General features: G+C 68.3%; 21 protein-coding genes, 1 riboswitch and 2 other annotated features. Of the genes, 10 read left to right on the top strand and 11 right to left on the bottom strand.

Annotation, left to right across the window (positions count from 1 at the left end):
- The 3 genes from AC3A5Z_RS06935 to AC3A5Z_RS06925 form a co-directional block, all read right to left on the bottom strand.
- The coding region (locus tag AC3A5Z_RS06935; RefSeq protein WP_487518599.1) for a TadE/TadG family type IV pilus assembly protein at window positions 1-272 on the bottom strand (272 nt) is incomplete at its 3' end.
- 2 nt (window positions 273-274) lie between these two features.
- Window positions 275-670 (bottom strand): TadE/TadG family type IV pilus assembly protein, encoded by a 396-nt coding sequence (locus tag AC3A5Z_RS06930; protein WP_487518598.1) that lies wholly within the window; start codon window positions 668-670, stop codon window positions 275-277.
- A gap of 179 nt (window positions 671-849) precedes the next feature.
- Window positions 850-1146 carry a hypothetical protein gene (locus tag AC3A5Z_RS06925; protein ID WP_487518597.1) on the bottom strand — a complete coding sequence of 99 codons (297 nt, stop codon included), beginning with the start codon at window positions 1144-1146 and terminating at the stop codon, window positions 850-852.
- Window positions 1147-1352: 206 nt separating this feature from the next.
- Window positions 1353-1410 (top strand) — a sequence feature (sul1 is cis-regulatory element that is thought to sense ions involved in sulfur or methionine metabolism; They are found in Alphaproteobacteria).
- Window positions 1411-1482: 72 nt separating this feature from the next.
- Here AC3A5Z_RS06925 and AC3A5Z_RS06920 point away from each other — a divergent pair.
- The 6 genes from AC3A5Z_RS06920 (at window position 1483) to AC3A5Z_RS06895 (ending at window position 7310) form a co-directional block, all read left to right on the top strand.
- A complete protein-coding gene (locus AC3A5Z_RS06920) occupies window positions 1483-2973 on the top strand; it encodes a SulP family inorganic anion transporter (protein WP_487518596.1) in 1491 nt (496 codons plus the stop codon).
- Window positions 2974-2984: 11 nt separating this feature from the next.
- Window positions 2985-3839 carry a universal stress protein gene (locus tag AC3A5Z_RS06915; RefSeq protein WP_487518595.1) on the top strand — a complete coding sequence of 285 codons (855 nt, stop codon included), beginning with the start codon at window positions 2985-2987 and terminating at the stop codon, window positions 3837-3839.
- Between the two features lie 157 nt (window positions 3840-3996).
- Window positions 3997-4052 (top strand) — a sequence feature (sul1 is cis-regulatory element that is thought to sense ions involved in sulfur or methionine metabolism; They are found in Alphaproteobacteria).
- 286 nt (window positions 4053-4338) lie between these two features.
- Window positions 4339-4929 (top strand): serine O-acetyltransferase, encoded by a 591-nt coding sequence (locus AC3A5Z_RS06910; protein ID WP_487518594.1) that lies wholly within the window; start codon window positions 4339-4341, stop codon window positions 4927-4929.
- Between the two features lie 40 nt (window positions 4930-4969).
- Window positions 4970-5281, top strand: coding sequence for a hypothetical protein (locus tag AC3A5Z_RS06905; protein WP_487518593.1), 312 nt, complete (start codon window positions 4970-4972; stop codon window positions 5279-5281).
- Entirely contained in the window at window positions 5278-5973 is a 696-nt protein-coding gene (locus tag AC3A5Z_RS06900) for an SDR family NAD(P)-dependent oxidoreductase (RefSeq protein ID WP_487518592.1), read from the top strand. Before AC3A5Z_RS06905 ends, AC3A5Z_RS06900 begins: the two co-directional genes overlap by 4 nt.
- Window positions 5974-5975: 2 nt before the next feature.
- Window positions 5976-7310 (top strand): class I adenylate-forming enzyme family protein, encoded by a 1335-nt coding sequence (locus AC3A5Z_RS06895; RefSeq protein WP_487518591.1) that lies wholly within the window; start codon window positions 5976-5978, stop codon window positions 7308-7310.
- Between the two features lie 35 nt (window positions 7311-7345).
- Here AC3A5Z_RS06895 and AC3A5Z_RS06890 read toward each other — a convergent pair whose 3' ends face one another.
- Window positions 7346-8668, bottom strand: coding sequence for an ABC1 kinase family protein (locus AC3A5Z_RS06890; protein ID WP_487518590.1), 1323 nt, complete (start codon window positions 8666-8668; stop codon window positions 7346-7348).
- A 105-nt stretch (window positions 8669-8773) separates the two neighbouring features.
- Window positions 8774-9766, bottom strand: coding sequence for an SLAC1 anion channel family protein (locus tag AC3A5Z_RS06885; protein WP_487518589.1), 993 nt, complete (start codon window positions 9764-9766; stop codon window positions 8774-8776).
- 130 nt (window positions 9767-9896) lie between these two features.
- Window positions 9897-10092: riboswitch (cobalamin riboswitch) on the top strand.
- A 134-nt stretch (window positions 10093-10226) separates the two neighbouring features.
- On the opposite strand from AC3A5Z_RS06885, the gene AC3A5Z_RS06880 reads away from it, so the two are divergent.
- The 4 genes from AC3A5Z_RS06880 to AC3A5Z_RS06865 are packed head-to-tail and all read left to right on the top strand — an operon-like array spanning window position 10227 to window position 13779.
- Window positions 10227-11237: an ABC transporter substrate-binding protein gene (locus AC3A5Z_RS06880; RefSeq protein ID WP_487518588.1), complete on the top strand. Its 1011-nt coding sequence runs from the start codon at window positions 10227-10229 to the stop codon at window positions 11235-11237.
- Window positions 11237-12295 carry a FecCD family ABC transporter permease gene (locus AC3A5Z_RS06875; protein ID WP_487518654.1) on the top strand — a complete coding sequence of 353 codons (1059 nt, stop codon included), beginning with the start codon at window positions 11237-11239 and terminating at the stop codon, window positions 12293-12295. The genes AC3A5Z_RS06880 and AC3A5Z_RS06875 overlap by 1 nt, the downstream gene beginning before the upstream one ends.
- Entirely contained in the window at window positions 12292-13056 is a 765-nt protein-coding gene (locus tag AC3A5Z_RS06870; protein WP_487518587.1) for an ABC transporter ATP-binding protein, read from the top strand. The genes AC3A5Z_RS06875 and AC3A5Z_RS06870 overlap by 4 nt, the downstream gene beginning before the upstream one ends.
- A 54-nt stretch (window positions 13057-13110) precedes the next feature.
- Window positions 13111-13779, top strand: coding sequence for a class I SAM-dependent DNA methyltransferase (locus tag AC3A5Z_RS06865; RefSeq protein ID WP_487518586.1), 669 nt, complete (start codon window positions 13111-13113; stop codon window positions 13777-13779).
- Window positions 13780-13824: 45 nt separating this feature from the next.
- On the opposite strand, the gene AC3A5Z_RS06860 is transcribed toward AC3A5Z_RS06865, so the two are convergent.
- Genes AC3A5Z_RS06860 through AC3A5Z_RS06835 form a run of 6 tightly spaced genes read right to left on the bottom strand, consistent with a single transcriptional unit; the run spans window position 13825 to window position 20562 of the window.
- Window positions 13825-14895: an ROK family protein gene (locus AC3A5Z_RS06860; RefSeq protein WP_487518585.1), complete on the bottom strand. Its 1071-nt coding sequence runs from the start codon at window positions 14893-14895 to the stop codon at window positions 13825-13827.
- Window positions 14896-14897: 2 nt separating this feature from the next.
- Window positions 14898-15935, bottom strand: coding sequence for an ABC transporter ATP-binding protein (locus AC3A5Z_RS06855; protein WP_487518584.1), 1038 nt, complete (start codon window positions 15933-15935; stop codon window positions 14898-14900).
- Window positions 15935-17446 carry an argininosuccinate lyase gene (argH, locus tag AC3A5Z_RS06850; protein ID WP_487518583.1) on the bottom strand — a complete coding sequence of 504 codons (1512 nt, stop codon included), beginning with the start codon at window positions 17444-17446 and terminating at the stop codon, window positions 15935-15937. Before argH ends, AC3A5Z_RS06855 begins: the two co-directional genes overlap by 1 nt.
- A 2-nt stretch (window positions 17447-17448) precedes the next feature.
- The gene (locus AC3A5Z_RS06845) at window positions 17449-18309 is read right to left on the bottom strand and encodes a carbohydrate ABC transporter permease (protein WP_487518582.1); all 861 of its coding nucleotides are present in this window, start codon (window positions 18307-18309) and stop codon (window positions 17449-17451) included.
- 1 nt (window position 18310) lies between these two features.
- Window positions 18311-19261, bottom strand: coding sequence for a carbohydrate ABC transporter permease (locus tag AC3A5Z_RS06840; RefSeq protein WP_428830147.1), 951 nt, complete (start codon window positions 19259-19261; stop codon window positions 18311-18313).
- Window positions 19262-19311: 50 nt separating this feature from the next.
- Window positions 19312-20562 (bottom strand): sugar ABC transporter substrate-binding protein, encoded by a 1251-nt coding sequence (locus AC3A5Z_RS06835; protein ID WP_487518581.1) that lies wholly within the window; start codon window positions 20560-20562, stop codon window positions 19312-19314.
- Between the last annotated feature and the right edge of the window lie 133 nt (window positions 20563-20695).

Genomic DNA, 20695 nt, shown 5'->3' with positions numbered 1-20695 from the left:
TCCTCGGCATCAAGCACATTGCCATGCCTCTCCACCGGCAGCATCCGCCGCGCCATGTCGAGGGCCGTCTGCTTGGCGGTCTCCTCGGTGGCACTCTCGCGGGTCAACAGCGCGGCATGGGCGGTGGCATCGGCGACGATCTGCAGCTTGGTGCGCGCGCGCACCGCGTTGCCAACGTCGATGGCATAGCCCGAGAGCATCAGACAGGCGGTGAAGATGAAGAGCCCGAAGGCTGTCATCGATCCGGCCTCGTCGGCAAGGGCGGCCCTCATCGTCACGCCTCCGACAGATGTTCGGCAACGATGGAGAGCTGCAGCCCGGCGAAAGCCGGGATGAGCTGGGTCGCGCTGAGGTCGGAGGCGGGCAGGATCACCCGGCTGACGATCAGCCCATCGGTCACCGTCGTCTCGGCCGTCGCATTGGCGGTCAGCCCGCCGATCTGCTGCAGGATGAAGGCTTCGGTTTCCTCGGGCGTGCGGAAGCGGCCGATCGACAGCGAGCGGTTGGCATCCTGCACCACCCGCAGGATCCGCGCTTCGCCGCCGAAGATGATCGCCGCATCGGCCATCAGAAACAGCAGGAAGGCGAAGACGGGAATCCAGAGCACCGTTTCAACCGTCGCCGAACCATCCTCTTTGCGGACAAGCCGCCAGATCCTCGAGAAATCCATTCCTGCCATGCCCCTGCAGCCCCGAGTCTTCGGCTTAACTATGAAATTGGGGCACAAATGGGGCAGGCGCTCCAAGCAAGGCGCTGGAGCGGCGTTCGGCTTGACGCTGGGGAAGAGATACGCCCGGAGTGACAACGACCCGTCTGGAATGTAGGCAGCGGCGCTAGTCGGCGCTGAGGTTAGCGCTCCCCCTCCCCACGCGACCAGGCCGCGGCGAGCGGGCACATGTTGGCAAGCTCGGGGCTGTCGGAGAACAGGCGCTGCAGCGTGGCGCGGGTTACCGACATCGACACCTCGCTGCGCGGGTCAAAGGTGTAGAGCGCCTCGGAGATGCTGTTGATCGTCTTCAGCCGGGTCGCGTCATCCTTCAGGTCCCAGGCCCGCAGCGCGCCCGAGATGTTGCGGATCGCCGCCATCCCCTCCTGCATGATGTCGCAGCCCGTCTCGATCGTCCGACGGTCCAGCTCTTGCGTCATGGCCTTCTCCTCTGCCCTGCCCGCCCCGCGCGCGGGGCCTGCGGGAACAAGACCCGGCCCGCGCCGGAGTTCCCCCGCGACCGCCCGCGGAGGCGCGGCGGGCCCTGCGCAAAGCCCCCGAAGGCGTCCGGCGCAGCGAAGCCGGAGCCGCCAGACATCGAAAGGCTTGGCAAATCGGCGCAAATGCGCTACCTCCGCCTCATTCGTCTGGACCCGGGTGAGATCCCCGGGTGGCTCTTCCGGCCGCCGAACCGCCGGACCACCGTTCACGATCAACAAAAACATCTGCCGATCCCGCTTCCCTTCGCGAAGCCGTCGGTCAGGAACGGGACTTTCATGTTTTCACTCGCTACCTATCGTCAGGAGTGGCTCGGCAATGTCCGTGCCGACCTGCTCGCCGGGCTGGTCGTCGCTCTGGCGCTGATCCCCGAAGCCATCGCCTTCTCCATCATCGCCGGGGTCGACCCCAAGATCGGGCTCTACGCCTCCTTCTCGATCGCGGTGATCACCGCCATCGTGGGCGGGCGGCCCGGGATGATCTCGGCCGCGACCGCCGCGACCGCGGTGCTGATGGTCACCCTCGTGCGCGAGCACGGGCTCGACTACCTTCTGGCCGCCACCGTGCTGGCCGGGCTGATCCAGATCGTCCTGGGGCTGCTCAGGCTCGGCTTCGTCATGCGCTACGTCTCGAGATCGGTGATGACCGGCTTCGTCAACGCGCTCGCCATCCTGATCTTCATGGCGCAGCTGCCCGAGCTCGATCCGCGCAATGTCGGGCTTCTGACCTATGTGCTCGTCGCCGCGGGGCTCGCCATCATCTATCTCTTCCCGCTCCTGACCAAGGCGATCCCTTCGCCTTTGATCACCATCGTCGTGCTCACGGCGCTGACGCTCGGCCTCGGCCTCGACGTGCGCACGGTGGGCGACATGGGCGCGCTGCCCGATACGCTGCCGGTCTTCCTCATCCCCGACATCCCGCTGTCGCTCGAGACGCTGCTGATCATCCTGCCCTATTCCGTCGCCGTGGCTGTGGTCGGGCTGCTCGAAAGCCTGATGACGCAGAACATCGTCGACGACCTGACCGACACGAAATCGAACCGCAATCAGGAGTGCATCGGTCAGGGCGTGGCCAATGCTGCGACCGGCTTCATCGGCGGCATGGCGGGCTGCGCCATGATCGGTCAGTCGATGATCAACGTGAAATCGGGCGGGCGCGGGCGGCTCTCGTGCTTCGCCGCCGGGGTGATCCTGCTGTTCATGGTGGTGGTGCTGGGCGATCTGGTCAGCCGCATCCCGATGCCCGCGCTGGTCGCGATTATGATCATGGTCTCGATCGGCACCTTCAGCTGGTCATCGATCACGTCGCTGAAGACCCACCCCGCCTCCTCCTCGGCGGTGATGCTCGCCACCGTGGTGACGGTGGTCTACACCCATAACCTCGCCATCGGCGTGCTGGTTGGCGTGCTTCTGTCCGGCATCTTCTTCGCCGGCAAGATCGCACAACTCTTCCGCGTCACCTCGCATCTGTCGAAGGACGGGCGCGAGCGGACCTATGTGGTGGAAGGCCAGATGTTCTACGGCTCGGTCGAGGATTTCATGGGTGCCTTCGATTTCCGCGAGGCGCTGGACCGGGTGGTGATCGACGTGAGCCTTGCCCATATCTGGGATATCTCCTCGGTGCAGGCGCTGGACATGGCGGTGCTGAAGTTCCGCCGCGACGGGGCCGAAGTGCAGATCGTGGGGATGAACGCCGCCAGCGAGACGCTGGTCGACCGTCTGGCAGTCCATGACAAGCCGGGCGCGATGGACAAGCTGATGGCGCATTGAGGAGGATGACCATGACCAACCGCATACTCGCCCTCGTGGACGGCTCGGCCCATGCCCGCAGCGTCTGCCAGCACACCGCCTGGATCGCCGAGACGCTCGGCGCCTCGGTCGATCTGCTGCATGTGCTGGGGCGGCGCGAAGGAGGTGCCGTCACCGACCTCTCCGGCGCGCTGCGGCTGGGCGCGCGCAGTGCCCTTCTGGCCGAACTGGCCGACCTCGACGCGAAACGGTCCAAGCTCGCCCAGGCCAAGGGCCGCGCCATCCTCGACGATGCGCAGGCGCTTCTGACCGAGGGCGGCGTGGCCGACATCACGCCGCGGCTGAGACAGGGCGACCTGCTGGAAGCCCTGTCGGAGATCGAGCCGACGCTCCGCGCCCTGGTGATCGGCAAGCGCGGCGAGGCGGCGGGCTACGCTGCCGACCATCTGGGCTCGAATCTTGAACGCGTTCTGCGCGCCACCCGTGTCCCTGTCTTCGTCGCCGCCGAACGCTACCGCCCGATCCGTCGGGCGCTGGTGGCCTATGACGGCGGCGACAGCGCCCGGGTGGCGCTGGGGCGTATGGCGGGCAACCCGGTCTTCGCCGGGCTGGAGATCACCCTCGCCTGCGCCAGCGCCGGTGCCAGGGATTGCCAGAGCCGGCTCGACGAGGCGCAGGCCATCCTTGCGGCGGGCGGGATCACCGCGCAGACCGCCGTCGTCAGCGGCGAGCCGGACGTGGCGCTGCAGCGGATGGTCGACGAGGGCGGCTTCGATCTCCTGGTGATGGGCGCCTATGGCCACAGCCGCATCCGCAGCCTGATCATCGGCTCGACCACCACCGCGATGATCCGCTCGGCGCGGATCCCCGTTCTGCTCTACCGCTGAAACCGGCCGAGCCTACCCCCGCTTTCCGACAGAGCGGGCAACGCGGCCCGGGGCGCCTCATTCGCAGGCGCCCGACACAACCTATGGCAGTATCTTGACAAAATCGCCGTTCGCCGGTTGCCCCTTCGGGAAAATCCTCTACCTTCAAGATTAATCACCAGGACCCGGTGTGATTCCGGGTGGCTCTTCCGGCCGCCGATCCGCCGGACCACGTTCGACTTCTTGATGTAATCTGACGACGCGCAAGCGCTTTCCGATCGCTGTCAAAGCCGTAACGCCCTGATGACTCCGTCATTTGATCCCGATGGCTTTACACTCATGAAGCGTGAGGAAGGACCCTGCCGACGCATTTCGCATCACTGGTCGGGTCAGTTGGTTTATTTGTGAATTTTCATCAAGTTGACAGACGAATTTAATCTTGGACTGAATGAACGAACGTATTGAATCGCCTGACAAAGCCTCGGCATCGCCTCCCCCGCAGCCCGCATCGGAGCCTCCGGTGCAGCCACACCCGGTCTCGCCCGCCTTCGACGGCGACGAGGCTGCGCTGATACGGTCGATGGGCTTCCTGTCGATCATCCGCGAGGATTTCTGGCAGCACGAACGCCAACCCTTCCGGCCAGGGCTCCATGCGCTTTGGGTCCACAGGATCGGCGTGCATGCCGCCAACCTGCCCACGCCGCTGCGTCAAGTTGCGGGCGCGGTCTACCGTGTCGGGCAGGTGTTCTGCCGCAACGTCTACGGCATCGAGCTGGAGCGCAGCGTGCGCGTCGGGCGCCGGCTGCTGATCGGCCACCAGAGCGGCATCGTCATCCACCGCCACGCCACCATCGGCCATGACTGCGTCATCCGGCAGGGCGTGACCTTCGGCGCGGGCACTGACTGGGTCGAGGGCAAGGGCCCTGTGATCGGCAATGACGTGCGCTTCGGCGTCGGTGCGGTGGTGATGGGCAATGTCAGCATCGGCGACAACGTCACCGTCGGGCCGAACTGCGTCATCTCCAGCGACGTCGCCGCCAACTGCACCCTCTTCGTGCCGCCGCCGCGGGTTCTGCCCAAGGCCCGGCCCGAGACCGCGCTGCCAGCCTGACTGCCAGCAATTTTTATCAAGAAGAGAAGGATTTACCCCAATGTCTTATGATCAGGCCCAGATGCTGCAAGCGCTGCAGAACGCCGTCGCCGAGATGAACCTGACCCTGCCGGCCGAGCAGCGGATCTCCAGCGATCCCGACAGCGTGCTTTATGGCGAGGGCGGTCTTCTCGACTCGCTCGGCCTCGTGAACTTCGTCATGTCCGCCGAGCAGCACATCGGCGACGAGACCGGGCTCGACATCGTTCTGGCCTCCGAGGCCGCCATGTCGCGCCGCCGCAGCCCCTATCGCAGCCTGCGCAGCCTAGCCGACTACGCGACCGAACTGGCGACGCAGGCAAGCGCGGCATGAAGAAGGTCATCGCCATCACCGGCACCCGAAAGGGCATCGGCCGCTTTCTGGCCGAAGAATATCTCGATCGTGGCTGGTCGGTCGTCGGCTGTTCGCGCGACGCCAGCGACCTCAGCCACGACAGCTACACCCATTACGAGCTGGACGTGGCCGAGGAACGCGCCGTCGCGGGAATGATGCAGGATGTGCGCCGCAAGCACGGGCGGCTCGACGCGCTGTTGAACAACGCGGGCATCGCCTCGATGAACCATGTGCTCCTGACCCCGGCCAGCACGCTGCAGCGGGTCTTCGCCACCAATGTCATGGGCACCTTCCTGTTCTGCCGCGAGGGGGCCAAGCTGATGGGGCGGCACAAGACCGGGCGGATCGTCAACTTCGCCACGGTGGCGACGCCGCTGAAGCTGGAGGGCGAGGCGGTCTATGCCGCCTCCAAGGCCGCGGTCGTCTCGCTGACCGAGGTGCTGGCGCGCGAGCTGGCGCCGATGGGGATCACCGTCAATGCCGTTGGCCCGACCCCGGTGCCGACCGATCTGGTCGGCTCCGTGCCCGAGGCCAAGATGACCGCGCTGATCGCCCGGCAGGCCATCCCGCGCTACGGCACGATGCAGGACGTGCTGAACGTCTGCGACTTCTTCCTCCGCGACGAGTCGGATTTCGTGACCGGCCAGACCCTCTATCTGGGCGGCGTGTGATCGTGGCGGACTGCGTTCAGTTCCTGATCGACGGCTTCGCCGCCGCCGGTCAGAAGACCGCCTTCGTTGAGGCCGACGGGCGGGTCTCCAGCTATGCCGATCTGCTCGCGCAGATCGAAAGGGCCGAGGCGCGGCTGCTGGCCGCCGGTGTGGCGCCGGGCGCCTCGGTGCAGCTCGCCGGCGATTTCGGCTCGGCCTCCGCCGCATGGCTGCTGGCGCTCTGGCGCCAGCGGGCCATCGTCGCTCCGGTGGCGCCTTCCAGCGCCGAGAAGCAGGCCGAGTTTGCCAGTTTGGCCGATGCCGCATGGCGCATCGAGGCCGCGACGGGCGAGATCGCCCCCCTGCCCGGCAGCTCGGCCCATCCGCTGCTGACGCAACTGCGCGAGGAGGCGGCGCCGGGTCTGATCATCTTCACCTCGGGCACGACCGGCGCCTCCAAGGGCGCGGTGCATGACGTGCGGCGGCTGCTGTCGAAGTTCGCGAGACCCGGCAAGGATCTGGTCACGCTGGCCTTCCTGCTCTTCGACCATATCGCGGGCATCGACACGCTGCTCTACTCGCTCGCCAACCGCTCGACCCTCGTCTGTCTTCCCGACCGTTCGGCCGAGACGGTGATTGCCCGCATCGCCGCGCATGGGGTGGAGGTGCTGCCGACCGCGCCCTCCTTCCTCAACATGCTGCTCCTGAACCGCCTGCCGGAGCTGCCGAGCCTCAGGGTCATCACCTACGGCGCCGAGATGATGCCGCAGGGCCTTCTGGACCGGGTGGCCGATGCCTTCCCGGCGGCGCAGCTGATCCAGAAATACGGCACCTCCGAGCTTGGCGCCCTGCGCTCGCAATCTGCCGGGGCGCGGTCGCGCTGGCTGCGGCTCGATGGCGAGGGAGCCGCGTGGCGCGTGGTGGACGGGCTGCTGCAGATCCGCGCCACCACGGCGATGCTCGGCTATCTGAACGCGCCGAGCCCCTTCACCCCGGACGGCTGGTATCGCACCGGCGACCGGGTCGAGGTCGAAGGCGACCGGCTGCGCTTTCTGGGCCGCGACAGCGACATGATCAATGTCGGCGGCCAGAAGGTGTTTCCGGCCGAGGTCGAGAATGCGGTGATGCAGATCCCCGGCGTGGCCGAGGTCGCGGTCTTCGGCGCGCCGCATGCGCTGCTCGGCGCCGCGGTCTGCGCCCGAATCCGCATGGCCGATCCCCTCGCCCCGCCCGCCGCGATCCGCACTGCGATCCGGCGCGGGCTTGCCGGGGTGATCGAACCCTACAAGATCCCGCAGAAGATCGAGGTGGTGAGCGAGACGCTCGCCACCGCCCGATTCAAGCAGAAGCGGCTCTGAGCCTCGCCTCCGCGCCACGGGTGCGGAGGGGTTTTTCACAGATAGGGCGCGATCACCGCCCGCAGATCGACCCGCGCCTTCAGACGGCTCGCCAGCAGGAAGATCCCGCCGAACTTGCGCTGCAGGAACAGCGTGTCCATCGGCGGCAGCGGAAAGGCCCCGCGGTCCTCGGCGATTGCCATGCCCGCATCGCGCAGCCGCAGCGGCAGGTCCGAGGCGCCGAAGTCGAACGCCCCCTCGCGGCGCAGCGGCTGCATCGACAGGTCGAACATCGCCAGCATCGCCCGCTCCAGCCGCTCCGGCGTGGTCTCGGCCAGAAAGCCGATCTCCCGCGCCGCCGTCCGGATGCCATCGGCGTCCTCGGCCACCCCGGCCCGCAGCAGGCGGCGATAGCTCTCGGCCAGGTCCGGCGCAAAGGCCCGCGTCGCGCCGAAGTCGAGCAGGATCAGCTTGCCCGTCTCCGGCGCATAGCGGTAGTTGGCAAAATTCGGATCGGTCTGCATCAGACGGAACACGAAGAGCTCGCGAAACAGCAGATCCACGAGCAGCGTCACGATGCGGTCCCGCTCCGCCTGCGGCGCCTGCGCCAGATCGTCGACCGGCACGCCCTCCATGAAGCTCATGGCCAGCACGTCCTTCGTCGTCAGATCGGCCTGCAACACCGGCACGGCAAAGGCCGGATCGTCCTGCAGCAGGCCGCCGAACTCGGTCAGGCAGCGCCCCTCGCGCTGGTAATCCGCCTCCTCGTGCAGCTGCCGCTTGGCCTCCTCCAACAGCGGCGCAAGGTCGAGCCCGCTCGGCACCAGCCCCGACATCCGCATCAGCGCCGCCACATTCGTCACGTCGGAGTCGATGCTGCGCCGCACGCCCGGATATTGCACCTTGATCGCCACGTCCCGCCCGTCCCGCGTCAGCGCCCGGTGCACCTGCCCGATGGAAGCGGCCGCGATCGGGCGCACGTCGAACTTCTGGAACTGCCGCAGCCAGTCCGGGCCCCAGCTCGCCGCCAGCACCTTCTTCAACTGCCCGCCCGGCATGTGATGTGCATCGGCCCGCAGCCGCCCGAGGATCTGCGCCAGCTCCGGCGGCAGCATGTCGCCCGCGTCCATCGACAGAAGCTGGCCCACCTTCATCGCTGCACCGCGCATCTGTGCCAATTGGTCGGCCACCTTCATCGCATTGCCCGGCGTCAGCAGCAGGTCGCCCATCGAGGGCCGCTTGCCCTGCGCCATCTGCCGCACCCCCTGCACGGCCATGCCGCCCGCGATGCCCGAGGCGAGCCCGCCCAGCCGGGCGATCCGCGACAGGCGGGAACTGGGAACGGCGAGGGATTTCGGCTCGGGGCTGCGATGCGGCACGCGGTATTCCTTGCTGGAGGAGGATCGGGTTGCAGAAGGCAGATAGGCCGCGGCAGGCAAAGGGCGCCGCCGCGGCGCCTCGGTGACCGGAATGTGAAGCAGGGCTCAGTCCGCCAGACAGATCTCGTGCCGCCAGATGCCGAGCAGGGTGCGCAGGATCAGCCCCGCCACCACCAGCACGAGAAGCCCGAGCAGCCCCAGCCCGATCAACCGGTGCGGCGCCGACAGGGCGGCCCCGGCATAGGCGAAGCTCGCGATGCTCAGCGCCGCCAGCGGGAAGGACAGCGCCCACCAGGACATCGCAAACGGCATCCGCCGGAACTTCGCCGCCTGCATCGCCACGATCAGCGCGAAGACATAGGCGATGCTCAGCAGGATATGCCCGAAGGCGCCCACCTCACCCGTCAGCCGCAGCCAGGCGACGAAGGAGACGGCAGGCGGGGCGACGAGGATCATCAGCGTCGGCACCATCTTGCCCGGCAGCGGGTCGTGGAACATCAGCCGGTTGATGACCAGCGTCAGCAGCACGATCCAGAACACCAGCCCGCCCGAGAAGAACAGCCACGAAATCTCGGGATGGCCCAGCGGCACGCCCGCCAGCGGTACGATCACATTGCCCACCGCCGGGATGAACCAGGCGGGGGTCAGCTGGCCCTGCTGGAAGCTGCGATGTCCGATCCATGCCGCGATCACCGCCAGCGCCAGAAGCCCCTGCAGCGCCGTGCCGGCCATCCAGACCACCCGCGCCGCCTCGGGCCGCTCGCCGAGCAGCGCCACCGACAAAAGCAGCATGGAGATCGAGATCGCCGGGAAGAAGGCGATTCGCACCGGATGATGCCACTCCGCCGCCACCGCCGCCGGATGGCGCAGCGCCTTGGCCAGATAGCCGAGCGCCACCAGCCCCAGAAGCCCCAGCGCCCCCCCGAGCGCCGCGCGCGACACCTCGGGCTCCCGCCCGAAGGCGGTCTCGGCCGCATGAAGCGCGAGGGTCAGGCCCATCATCCCCATGCCGATGGCAAAGAAGGTGACCGGGTAATGCGCGAGACGGGCATCCCCGGCGGGGGCGGCGGATGGGAGGGAGGCGGAGGAACTGTGCATGGCGGAAACCCCGGCAAAGACAGCGGCAGATCGGCGCCGCCCGTCCCTCCTAGCGCGGCCCGCGCCGCCGCACCGTGACCTCGTCACACAGGGCCTACCGCGCGCGGCGCTTGACCTCACCAATCGGTGAGGCTAGGCAAGATCTGTCGGTTTCCACATGGAACTAACAGGGAATCCGCCACGGCCTCGGCCGTGAACCGGAACTGCCCCCGCAACTGTAGGCGGTTAGCTACGCTCGATTTTCGCCACTGGGGCCCACGCCCCGGGAAGGCCGGGCAAAGCGTCGATCCGCCAGTCAGGAGACCTGCCGACAGCAGAAACGTAACGCCGGGCGGGGTGTCCGGAGAAGGATGCGTATGACCTGTGTCTGGCTTTGCGGCCTGCCCTTGGCCGACCCGCGCTCTCCTGTGGAGGCGCCCCCGTCCGGTGAGCGATCTTCCCCTCATCGGAGACCCAATCCATGACCCTCAGCCGACTTCCGGGCGCCGTTGCCCTGTTCTGCCTCGCGGGCGGCGCGGCACAGGCCACGACCTATCCGCTGTCGATCGACAATTGCGGCCAGACCCTCGTCTTCGACGCGGCCCCGCAGCGCGTCGTGACCATCGGCCAGTCCACCACCGAAATGCTCTATGCCCTGGGCCTTGCCGACAAGGTGCAGGGCACCTCGGTCTGGTTCAACGAGGTCCAGCCCGCCTTCGCCGAGGCCAATGCCAAGGTGGAGCGGCTGGCCGACAACCATCCCGGCTTCGAGGCCGTGATGGCCAAGGAGCCGGAACTCGTCACCACGCAATTCGAATTCCACGTCGGCCCGCAGGGCGCCGTCGGCACCCGCGCCCAGTTCAACGAGCTGGGGACCGAGGTCTATGCCATGCCCGCCGATTGCGTCGGCAAGGACAACATGGTGGGCGGCGACGGGGCGCGGACGCAGGAATTCTCGATCGAGCTGATGTATCGCGCGGTGCGCGAACTGGCGCAGATCTTCGACGTGGAGCCGCGCGGCGCCGATCTCGAGGCCGAGCTGCGCGCCCGGGTCGACGCGGCGGCGGAGAAGGCCAAGGCTCTCGGCATCGAGGGCAAGACCGCCGTGGTCTGGTTCTCCAGCCCCGATCTGGCGCTCGACCCCTTCGTGGCCGGGCAGAACGGCATCGCGGGCTTCCTCCTCAAGACGCTCGGCCTGCGCAACGTGGTCGACTCGAACGAGGAATGGCCCGCGGTCGGCTGGGAGACCATCGCCAGCGCCGATCCCGACTACATCATCGTGGCCCGGATGGACCGCCGCCGCTTTGCCGCCGACGATTACGAGGTGAAGCTCGACCACCTCTCGACCGATCCGGTGACCAGCCGGATGCGGGCGGTGCGCGAGAACCGGGTGATCGTCATCGACGCGCACCAGATCCACGCCGGCATCCGCATTCCCTCGGGCATCGAGACGGTGGTGGAGGCCATCGCGGCCGAGGGCCCGGCCAAGTGATCTCCGCCGCGACAGGGTCGGTGCGGCTCGGATCGCGGAGCCTGTCGCGCGGTGCGCTGGGGCTGGCGGCGCTCATGGTGGCGCTGACCCTCGGCATCTCGGTGGGCGAGACCATCATCCCGCCCGCCGTCATCTGGCAGACGCTGGCCAACCGGCTCTTCGGCAGCGACTATCCGCTGCCGCCGATCCAGGAGGGCATCGTCTGGAACTACCGCCTGACGCGCGCCATCGTTGCCGCCGCCTGCGGCGCGGGGCTCGCCGTCTCGGGCGTGGTGCTGCAGGCGCTGCTGCGCAACGCGCTGGCCGATCCCTATATCCTCGGCATCTCGGCAGGCGCCTCCACCGGAGCGGTGCTGATCCTCGTGCTTGGCATCGGCGCGGGCACCCTGCCGCTCTCGGTCGGGGCCTTCGCGGGCGGGCTTCTGGCCTTCACGCTGGTCGTGCTGCTGGCGCGGGCGGCGGGCGGCAGCACCGGGCTGCCGCAGGCCGGGCTCATCATCCTGTCGGGCATCGCCGGAACCCAGCTCTTCAACGCCCTCACCTCCTTCGTCATCGCCCAGTCAGCCAGTGCCGAGCAGGTGCGCGGCGTCACCTTCTGGATGATGGGCAACATGAGCGGCGTGCGCTGGCCCGATGTCTGGCTGGCGGTGCCGGTCTCGGTCGCGGGCGTGCTGCTCTGCCTCGTGCAGACCCGCGCCCTCGACGCCTTCACCTTCGGCGCCGAATCCGCGCTCACCATGGGCATCCCGATCCGCCGCACCCAGGCGCTGCTGATCGCGGTGGTGACGATGATCACCGCCACCATGGTCAGCATCGTTGGCGCCATCGGCTTCGTCGGTCTGGTGATCCCGCATGCCGCGCGCTTTCTCGTCGGCGTGCGCCACGCCCGGCTGGTCCCTGCCTCGGCCCTGATCGGTGCGGTGTTTCTGGTGCTGGCCGATGTGGTCTCGCGGGTGATCGTGCCCAATCAGGTGCTGCCCATCGGCGTGGTGACCGCGCTCGTCGGCGCGCCGGGATTCGCCGTCATCCTGATCCGCGGCCGGAAGATGCGGTCATGATCCAGCTCTGCAACGTGGGCTGGCGCGCGGGCACGACCCCGATCGTCGAGGATGTCAGCCTCGAGGTGCGCCCGGGCGAGACCTTCGGGCTGATCGGCCCGAACGGCTCGGGCAAATCCACGCTGCTCAGGCTGACGGCGGGGGTGCTGACGCCTGCCAGCGGCGCGATCCGGCTCGACGGCAAGGATCAGGCCCGGCTCTCGCGGCGCGCCATGGCGCAGATGCTGGCCTTCGTCGCCCAGCAGTCCGAGACCGCCGACCGGGTCAGCGTGCGCGATGCCGTCGATCTCGGCCGCACCCCCTGGCTCTCGCTGCTCTCGCCCTTCGGCCCGGCGGACGACGAGATCGTCTCGCGCGCCATCGCCCGCGTCGGCATGACCGACAAGGCCGACCGGGTCTGGCAAAGCCTGTCGGGCGGCGAGCGGCAGCGGGTGCATCTGGCCCGCGCGTTGGCGCAGGAGCCCAAGATCCTGCTGCTCGACGAGCCGACCAACCACCTCGACATCCACCAGCAGCTGTCGATCCTGCGGCTGGTGCGTGGGCTCGGCGTGACGGCGCTGATCGCGCTGCACGACCTGAACCAGGCGCTCGACTGCGACCGGATCGGCGTGATGCAGGAGGGCCGGCTGGTGGCCTGCGGCACGCCCGAGGACATCCTGACCCCCGCGCTTCTGGCGCGCGTCTTCGACGTACGCGCCAGCGTGCTGACCGACCCCGCCGATGGCCATCGGCTGATCCGCTTCTCCCTGCCGGAGGTCTGAATGTCCCTGCCCCCTCGCCCCTCTGATCGCGACCCAGCCGCCGAGACACCGGCCATGAGCATCGCCCCCGAGACCGCCGCGGCGATGGCCGCGCATTGGGACGGGCGGGCGCAGCGCTTCGACGCCACAGCCTCGCACAACCGCCACCGCGACGCCTGGCGCACAGTGCTGGCCGCAGCCATCGGCCCCGCGCGGCGGCGGGTCGTCGATCTCGGCTGCGGCACCGGCGGCTGCGCGGTGCTCCTGGCCGGTCTCGGTCACCGCGTCACCGGGGTCGACGGCTCGGGCGCGATGCTGGCCGAGGCCCGCCGCGCCGCCGACCGCGAGGGCGTGCCGCTGCGGCTGATCCATGCCGACATGGACCGCTGCACCCTGCCGGAAGGCGCCGCCGATCTGGTGAGCCTGCGCAACGTGCTCTGGACGCTGGAACGCCCGAAAGAGGCGCTGCGGCTCGCCCGGCGGCTGCTGCGGCCCGGCGGCATGGTGCTGGTCTCCGACGGGATCTGGCGCCGCAGCCCCGACGCGCGGATGGCCGAGCTTGCGCCGCATCTGCCGCACGCCTGCGGCGTCACCGAGACCGAGGCGCGGGACTGGCTGGCGGAAGCGGGCTTTCACGGCATCGCGGCATGGCAGGACCGTTTCGGCGGTCACCCCTACGGGGGGCTCTACGACGAGCCCGAAACGCCGATCCCCTTCTTCCTCCTCACCGCGATGACCGACTGAAGCCGCGCAGGCCGGAGAGCATCCCCTCCCCGGCCCGCACGGCCCCTAGCCCGCCGCCATCAGCCGATCGATCAGGGCCAGCCGCGCGGCGTGGGCGGCGCCAATGACGCCTGCCCGGTTGCCGAGGCTGCTGATCCGGCACTCCGGCGGCATCGGCATACAGCGCGACAGGTGGTGCCGCGTCCGCTCCAGCACCTCGGTGCGCGAACCAATGCTGCCGCCGAAGATGACGAGGCTCGGGTCGAGCACCGAACTCACGGCAAGCACCGCCTGCGCCAGAAGCCGCGCCAGCCGCTCCACCGTCGCCTCGAAGGCCGGGTCGCGCTCGGTGGCAAGGAACAGCTCGCGCAGCGACCCGCCGCCTGTGCCGCCCCGCTGCAGGTAATCCGCCAGCAGTGCCCGGCTGGAGATCGCGGTCTCCAGCGCCCCTTCCTCGAAGGTCGCGGGGTCGAACGGGTCGGCGCCGAGAGGCAGCGCGGCGATCTCGCCCGCCGCGCCCTGCGCCCCGCGCAGAAGCGTGCCGCCCACCACCGACCCCATGCCGATCCCGGTGCCCATGGCGACGAAGACGAAGGTCTCGTGCCCCCGGCCATGCCCCAGCCAGCCTTCGCCCAGAGCCGCGAGATTGGCGTCGTTCTCGATGGCGACCGGCAGGCCCAGATCCTCGGCCAGGAGCGCCCGCAGGTCGCGCCCCGCGAGCCCCGCGACATTGGGCATCCGGTGGATCACCCCGGTCGCCGGATCCACGGCGCCCGGCAGGCCGATCCCCGCGGCCAGCAGCGGCAGCGGCTGCCCAAGCTCCGCCAGCAGCCGGTCGCGCTGCGCCCGGATCTGGCCCAGCACCGCATCGCCCCCCGCGGAGACGGTCGGCTCCTTCGTCTCGGCCAGCACCCGCCCCGCCAGATCGGTCAGCACCGACTGCGTCTTGGTGCCCCCCACATCGACCCCGAACAGCAGCCCCGCATCGGCGGCAAGCGCGCCTTCGGTCAGCCGCCAGCCGGCGGCGGCAAGCTCTTGCGCCTGCAGATCCGGGATCGCCGCGCCGGAGCGCAGCGCGCCGACAAGCGCCGCCCGGGCCGCGCCGGAGAGCGGCGGTTCAGTTTGAAGATCCCCCATCATCAGCGCCGCGGCAGGGCTTTTTGCGTGGTGGCGTCGAACAGATGCACCCTTCCCGGCTGGGCATGGGCCACGACCTCGGTGCCGATGCCGGGCACCAGACGCGGGGGCGCCGTGGCGATCACCGGCTTGCCCGCCACCTCGAAATGCACCAGCGTCTCGGGGCCGAGCGGCTCCACCGCCGTCACCCGCCCGGCAAGGCTCAGACTCGCCCCGGCCCCGGCCTCGCCCACCAGCAGATCATGCGGACGGATCCCAGCCAGCACCGTTCCCGGATCGGCGGGGCGCATCACGCCGCCCTCCTCGACCACCGGCAGGACGTTCATCGACGGCGTGCCGATGAAGCGCGCGGTGAAGACATCGACCGGGTTGTCGTAGATCTCCATCGGCGCGCCCGATTGCAGGATATGCCCGTCGCGCATCACCACGATCCGGTCGGCCATGGTCATCGCCTCGACCTGATCGTGGGTCACGTAGGCGATGGTGGTGCCGAGCCGCTGGTGCAGCGCCTTGATCTCGATCCGCATCTGCGCCCGCAGCTGCGCGTCGAGGTTCGACAGCGGCTCGTCGAACAGGAAGGCCGCCGGGTCGCGCACCATGGCGCGACCGATGGCCACCCGCTGCCGCTGCCCGCCCGAGAGGTCCGAGGGACGGCGGTCGAGCAGCGGCTCCAGCCCCAGCATCGCGCCGGCCTCGGACACTTTCGCGGCCTTCTGCTCCTTGGAGAGCGTCGAGGTGTAAAGCCCGAAGGCGATGTTCTGCCGGACGGTCAGATGCGGGTAGATCGCGTAGTTCTGGAACACCATGGCGATGTTGCGGGTCTTCGGGTCGAGCTCGTTCACCACCCGGTCGCCGATCAGGATCTCGCCGCCCGAGACCTCCTCGAGCCCCGCGATCATCCGAAGCGTGGTGGACTTGCCGCAGCCCGAGGGCCCGACGAAGACGACGAACTCGCCATCCGCCACGTCGAGGTTGATGCCGTGGATCACATCGGTCTTGCCGTAGGATTTGACCAGATTTCTCAGCGTAATGGTCGCCATCAGCCGGCCTCCACCAAAGAGTTGAAACAAGCGGCGAGCTCTTCCGCCGCGGCGCGCTCGCGGGCGGCGGCGGCGGATGCAGCCTCGGCAAAGCCTGCGGAGGCGGCCTTGTAGGCGGCCAGCGCCTCGGCCATCGGTTCGGGCGCCGGCCCGCCAAAGCGGGCGCGCACCGCGACGAAATACTCGGGCGAGACGATCTCGGCAAAGGCCTCGGCGCTCAGCACCGGTGCCGCCCCCGTCGCCGCCTCGAAGGCCGCGCGGAACGGGGCGTAGCCGCCGCTCGGCAGGTCGGTCCCGGCGGCCACCACAGCGCGGGCGACGCTGGCCGCGATCTCATGCGCCTGCCGGAACGACAGCCCCTCGCGCCGTACCAGCGTGTCGGCAAGCTCGGTGATGGTGATGCAGGAGCGGCGGATGTTCTCGGCCACCCGCGCCGGATCGACCTTGATCGCGCCGATGAAGGCGGCCAGCAGCTCCAGCACCCGGCCCGCCGAATGGAAGGCCTGATAGCCCGCCTCCTGGCTCTCGCCCTCGCTGTCGTTCATGTCGGTGAAGGGCGTGTTGTGCACGATGTCGAGCATCATCCGCGCCCGCCCGACCGTCTGGCTCGACAGGTGGCGCATATGCTCGATCGGCACCGGATTGCGCTTCTGCGGCATGATCGACGAGATCTGCACGAAGGCATTGGGCACATAGATCTGCCCGACCTCGAAAGCGGTCCAGAACTGGAAATCCTGGATGAGCCGCCCGAGGTGCAGGAAGGTCAGCTCCAGCGCGCTGTAGCTCGCGGTGATGTAATCCACCGCCGCGATGCAGCTGTAGGAATTGCGCTGCGGGCCACTGAAACCCAGCAGCTGCGCCACCCGCGCCCGGTCGATCGGGAAGCCTGAGGTGGTGATCGCCGCCGCCCCCATCGAGGACAGATCGACAACGGCCCGCGCCGCCTCGAGCCGCTCGATATCGCGGATCAGGATCTCGATCGCCGCCGACAGGTAATGCCCCAGCGTGGTCGGCTGCGCCGGCTGGCCGTGGGTATAGGCCACGATCAACGTGGCAGCCTCGCGCTCCGCCGTGGCGATCATCGCCTCCAAGAGCGCCAGCGCCTGCGCCAGCACCGTGTCGAGCCGCGCCTTCAGCGAAAGCTTGAACAGCGTGTGGTCGATGTCGTTGCGCGAACGCGCCGTGTGCAGCCGCCCCGCGTCATCGGGACCGAGGCGCGCTTTCAGCTCCTTCTCGATCAGGAAGAAGAAATCCTCGACCTCGCCGGTATAGGTCAGCGCGGCGGGATCGACCTCGGCCGCGATGGCCTCCAGCGCCCGGGCGATGCGCCCCGCCACGTCGCGCGGCAGGATGCCGGTCTCGGCCAGCATCACCAGATGCGCCCGGTCGATGCGCTGGAAGCCCTCGACATGATGGGTCTTGGCGCCATCGAACAGCGGGCGCAGCACGGTCTCCTTGTAGACCAGGTTCGGAAACACCGAGCTGTCGCTCTGGCGGGGATCGTTGGTCATCGTCATCCTTTCAGCCCCGCCAGCATGACGCCGCGCACGATGTAGCGTTGCAGCAGCAGGAACACGAGGAGGGTCGGCAGCGTCGCCAGTGCGGCGCCTGTCATGATCATTTCCCACTGGATCGCCTGTTCGACGGCAAAGCTCGAAAGGCCGATGGGCAAAGTGTAGAGCTCCTGGCTGGTGGTGACGATCAGCGGCCAGAAGAACGCCGTCCAGTTGCCGAGGAAGGTGAAGATGGCCAGCGCCGAGAGCGCCGGGGTGACCAGCGGCATCGCCACGCGCCACCAGATGGTGAACTCGTTCAGCCCGTCGATCCGCGCCGCCTCGAGGAAGTCGTCGGGGATCGTCTCGAAGAACTGCTTCATCAGGAAGGTGCCGAAGGCGGTCATCATGCCGGGGAACATGATGCCCCAGTAGCTGTCGAGCCAGCCAAGGTTCGCCGACATCAGATACCACGGGATCACCAGCATCTCGGTCGGGATCATCAGCGTCGAGAGGATCGCGATGAAGATCAGGTAGCGGCCGCGGAAGCGGAACTTGGCCAGCGTGTAGCCGACGAGGCTGTCGAAGAAGACGTTCGACAGCGTCACCGTGATGGCGATGAAGCTGGAGTTCAGGAACCAGCGCAGGAAGCGCCCGTCCGACAGCACGCGGATGTAGTTGTCCAGCGTCGGCGCGGCGGGGATCAGCCGCAGGTCGTAGACCTGCGCCGCCGTCTTGAACGAGGTGGAGAACATGAAGAGCAAGGGCGTGACCATCAAGAGGCCGCCTATGAACAGGATCGTCCAGATCACGATGCGCCCGGGGCGGATGCGCTTCATGGCAAGGCTGCGGGACGTGGTGGGGGATGCGGTGGGGGTCATCTCAACGCTCCCTCAGAAGCCAGAGTTGCAGGAGCGAGACGCAGAGCAGGATGGTGAACAGCACCACCGTCTGGGCCGCGGCATAGCCCATCTCGTAGGAGGAGAAGGCGGTCTGGTAGATCATCAGCACGAGGGGCTTCGTCGAGCCGAGCGGCCCGCCCGGATCGTTCGTGGTCATGTTGTAGACCTGATCGAAGATCCGCAGGAACCCGATGGAGGAGAAGACGACGAGGAAGACGGTGGTCGGTTTCAGCAGCGGCAGGGTGATGCGCCGCAGGATCGACGCCTCCCCCAGCCCGTCGATCCGCGCCGCCTCGTAATAGGTGGTGGGGATCGCCCGCAGCCCGGCCATGAAGATGATGATCTGGAACCCGAGCCCCGCCCAGATCGCCGTCACCATGATCGAGGGCAAGGCCCAGGTGGTCGAGTTCAGGAAAGCCATCTGCGGGATGCCGACGCGCCCCAGCAGATCGTTGATGAAGCCGATCGGCGCGGGCTGGTAGAACCAGCGCCAGACCCAGGCCATCGCCGAGGCGGTGGTGATGTAGGGCAGGAAGTAGAGCGCCCGCAGGAAGGTGTGGCCGAAGCGGATACGGTCCAGCGCGAAGGCGATGAGGAAGGACAGCACGAGGCTGATCGGCGTGCCGACGATCAGATAGGTGAAGGTGTTCCTGAACACCTTCCAGAACTCGGGGTCCGAGAACATGCGGGTGTAGTTGTCGAAGCCGATGAACTCCGGCTCCGACATCAGGTCCCAGTCGGTGAGCGACAGCCAGAAGGCGTTGAGTGTTGGGTAGAAGCGGATCACCCCGTAGAACAGCACCGGCAGGGCCAGAAAGCCCCAGACCCAGAAGAGCTGCCGGGTGCGCATCGACAGGCCCCGCCCGCGCGGCTGTCCTCCCGGCGAGCCGGGGATGCCGGGGCGCCGCTCGGGCGCCCCCTGATTTGCCATGCTGGCCATGCCTGTCGTGCTCCGCCCGTTACTTCGCCGTCACTTCGCCGTCACTTCGCCTTGTCGATGATCGCCTGCTCGGCCTCGGCGGCCTGCGCGAGCGACTCCTCGACCGACTGGCCGTCGATCAGGATGCGGTTGGCCATGTCGATGGCGTTCTGCCGCTGCGCCGCCTCGTCGACGAAGAGCGTGGTCTTGGCGTAGTCCAGCCCCTTGAGGAACGGCGCATAGATCGGGTCCGCGAGGTTCTCCTCGGTCAGCGCCACGTCGCGCCGCGCCGGAAGCTCGCCCACCACGTCGAGCCAGATCTTCATCGCCTCGGGCGAGCTGATATAGGCGAGGAACTTCTCCGCCGCCGCCAGCTCCTCACCCTCGGCACCGATGCCGATGCCATTGGCGAAATAGCTGGCATAGTTCGAGCGCACCCCCTCGGCATTGGCCGGAAGCTCGGTCACGCCCCATTCGAAATCCTCGATGCTGCTGAACGAGCCGAGCCGGAAGGTGCCGTCGATGGTCAGACCGGCCCGCCCGGCGCGGAAGGCCGCCTGGCCCTCGTCCATGAAGCCGCGCTGGCCGACCTTCTCGACCAGCTGCAGGTCGGTGTAGAACTTCAGCGCCGCCGACCCGGCGGCATCGTTGTAGGTCACCTGGCTGTAATCGGCGTTGTAGGGCTCGCCGCCGAACTGGCGCACCAGAACCTCGCGCCACCACTGGTGATCCTGCCCGCCCATGTCGAGCGTCATGCCTGCGGTCGACAGGTTGCCGCCCGCATCCATCTCGGTCATCGCCTTGGCGGCTGCGACCATCTCGTCCAGCGTCTTCGGCGGGTTCTCCGGGTCGAGCCCGGCCTTGGTCATCAGGTCCTTGTTGTAGAACAGCGCCAGCGAGCGCACGGCGGTCGGCAGGCCGTAGTAGTCGTCGCCGCGCTTCATCGCCGTGACGATCGGGAAGAACTCGGCCTCGATCTCGTCATGCGGGAAGACCTCGGGCGACAGCGGCTGGATCACCTTGCCGCCGACGAACTGGTCGGTCCAGCCATAGAACATCTGCAGCACGTCCGGCCCCTTGCGCGCCATGTTCGCGGCGACGACCCGGGTCTGGTAATCGGCATAGGGGAAGGTGACCTGCTTGACGGTGATGTCGGGGTTCGCCGCCTCGAAGGCGTCGATCAGCTGGTCCATCGCGGTGACGCGCGTCTCGTAGACATACTGCCAGTATTCGATCTCGACCGCCTGGGCAGCCGTTCCAGCCACGAGGCTGGTGCCAGCCAGAAGGCCGGCCATCAGGATTTGCGTGCGCATTCTAACCTCCGTTGCGCCCGTGCGTTCGTGGCGACGGGCCTTTTTTCAGTTCCCGCGGCAGGCCACTCGCTTTCGCGACGCGCCCTCTCTTCCCGGCGCGTCAGCCCTCCACTCCGGCAAGCGTGGCGCGTCG

The sequence above is a fragment of the Cereibacter sp. Soil_C_27 genome (assembly GCF_057657095.1).
This window is presented reverse-complemented; position numbering and strand designations above follow the sequence as displayed.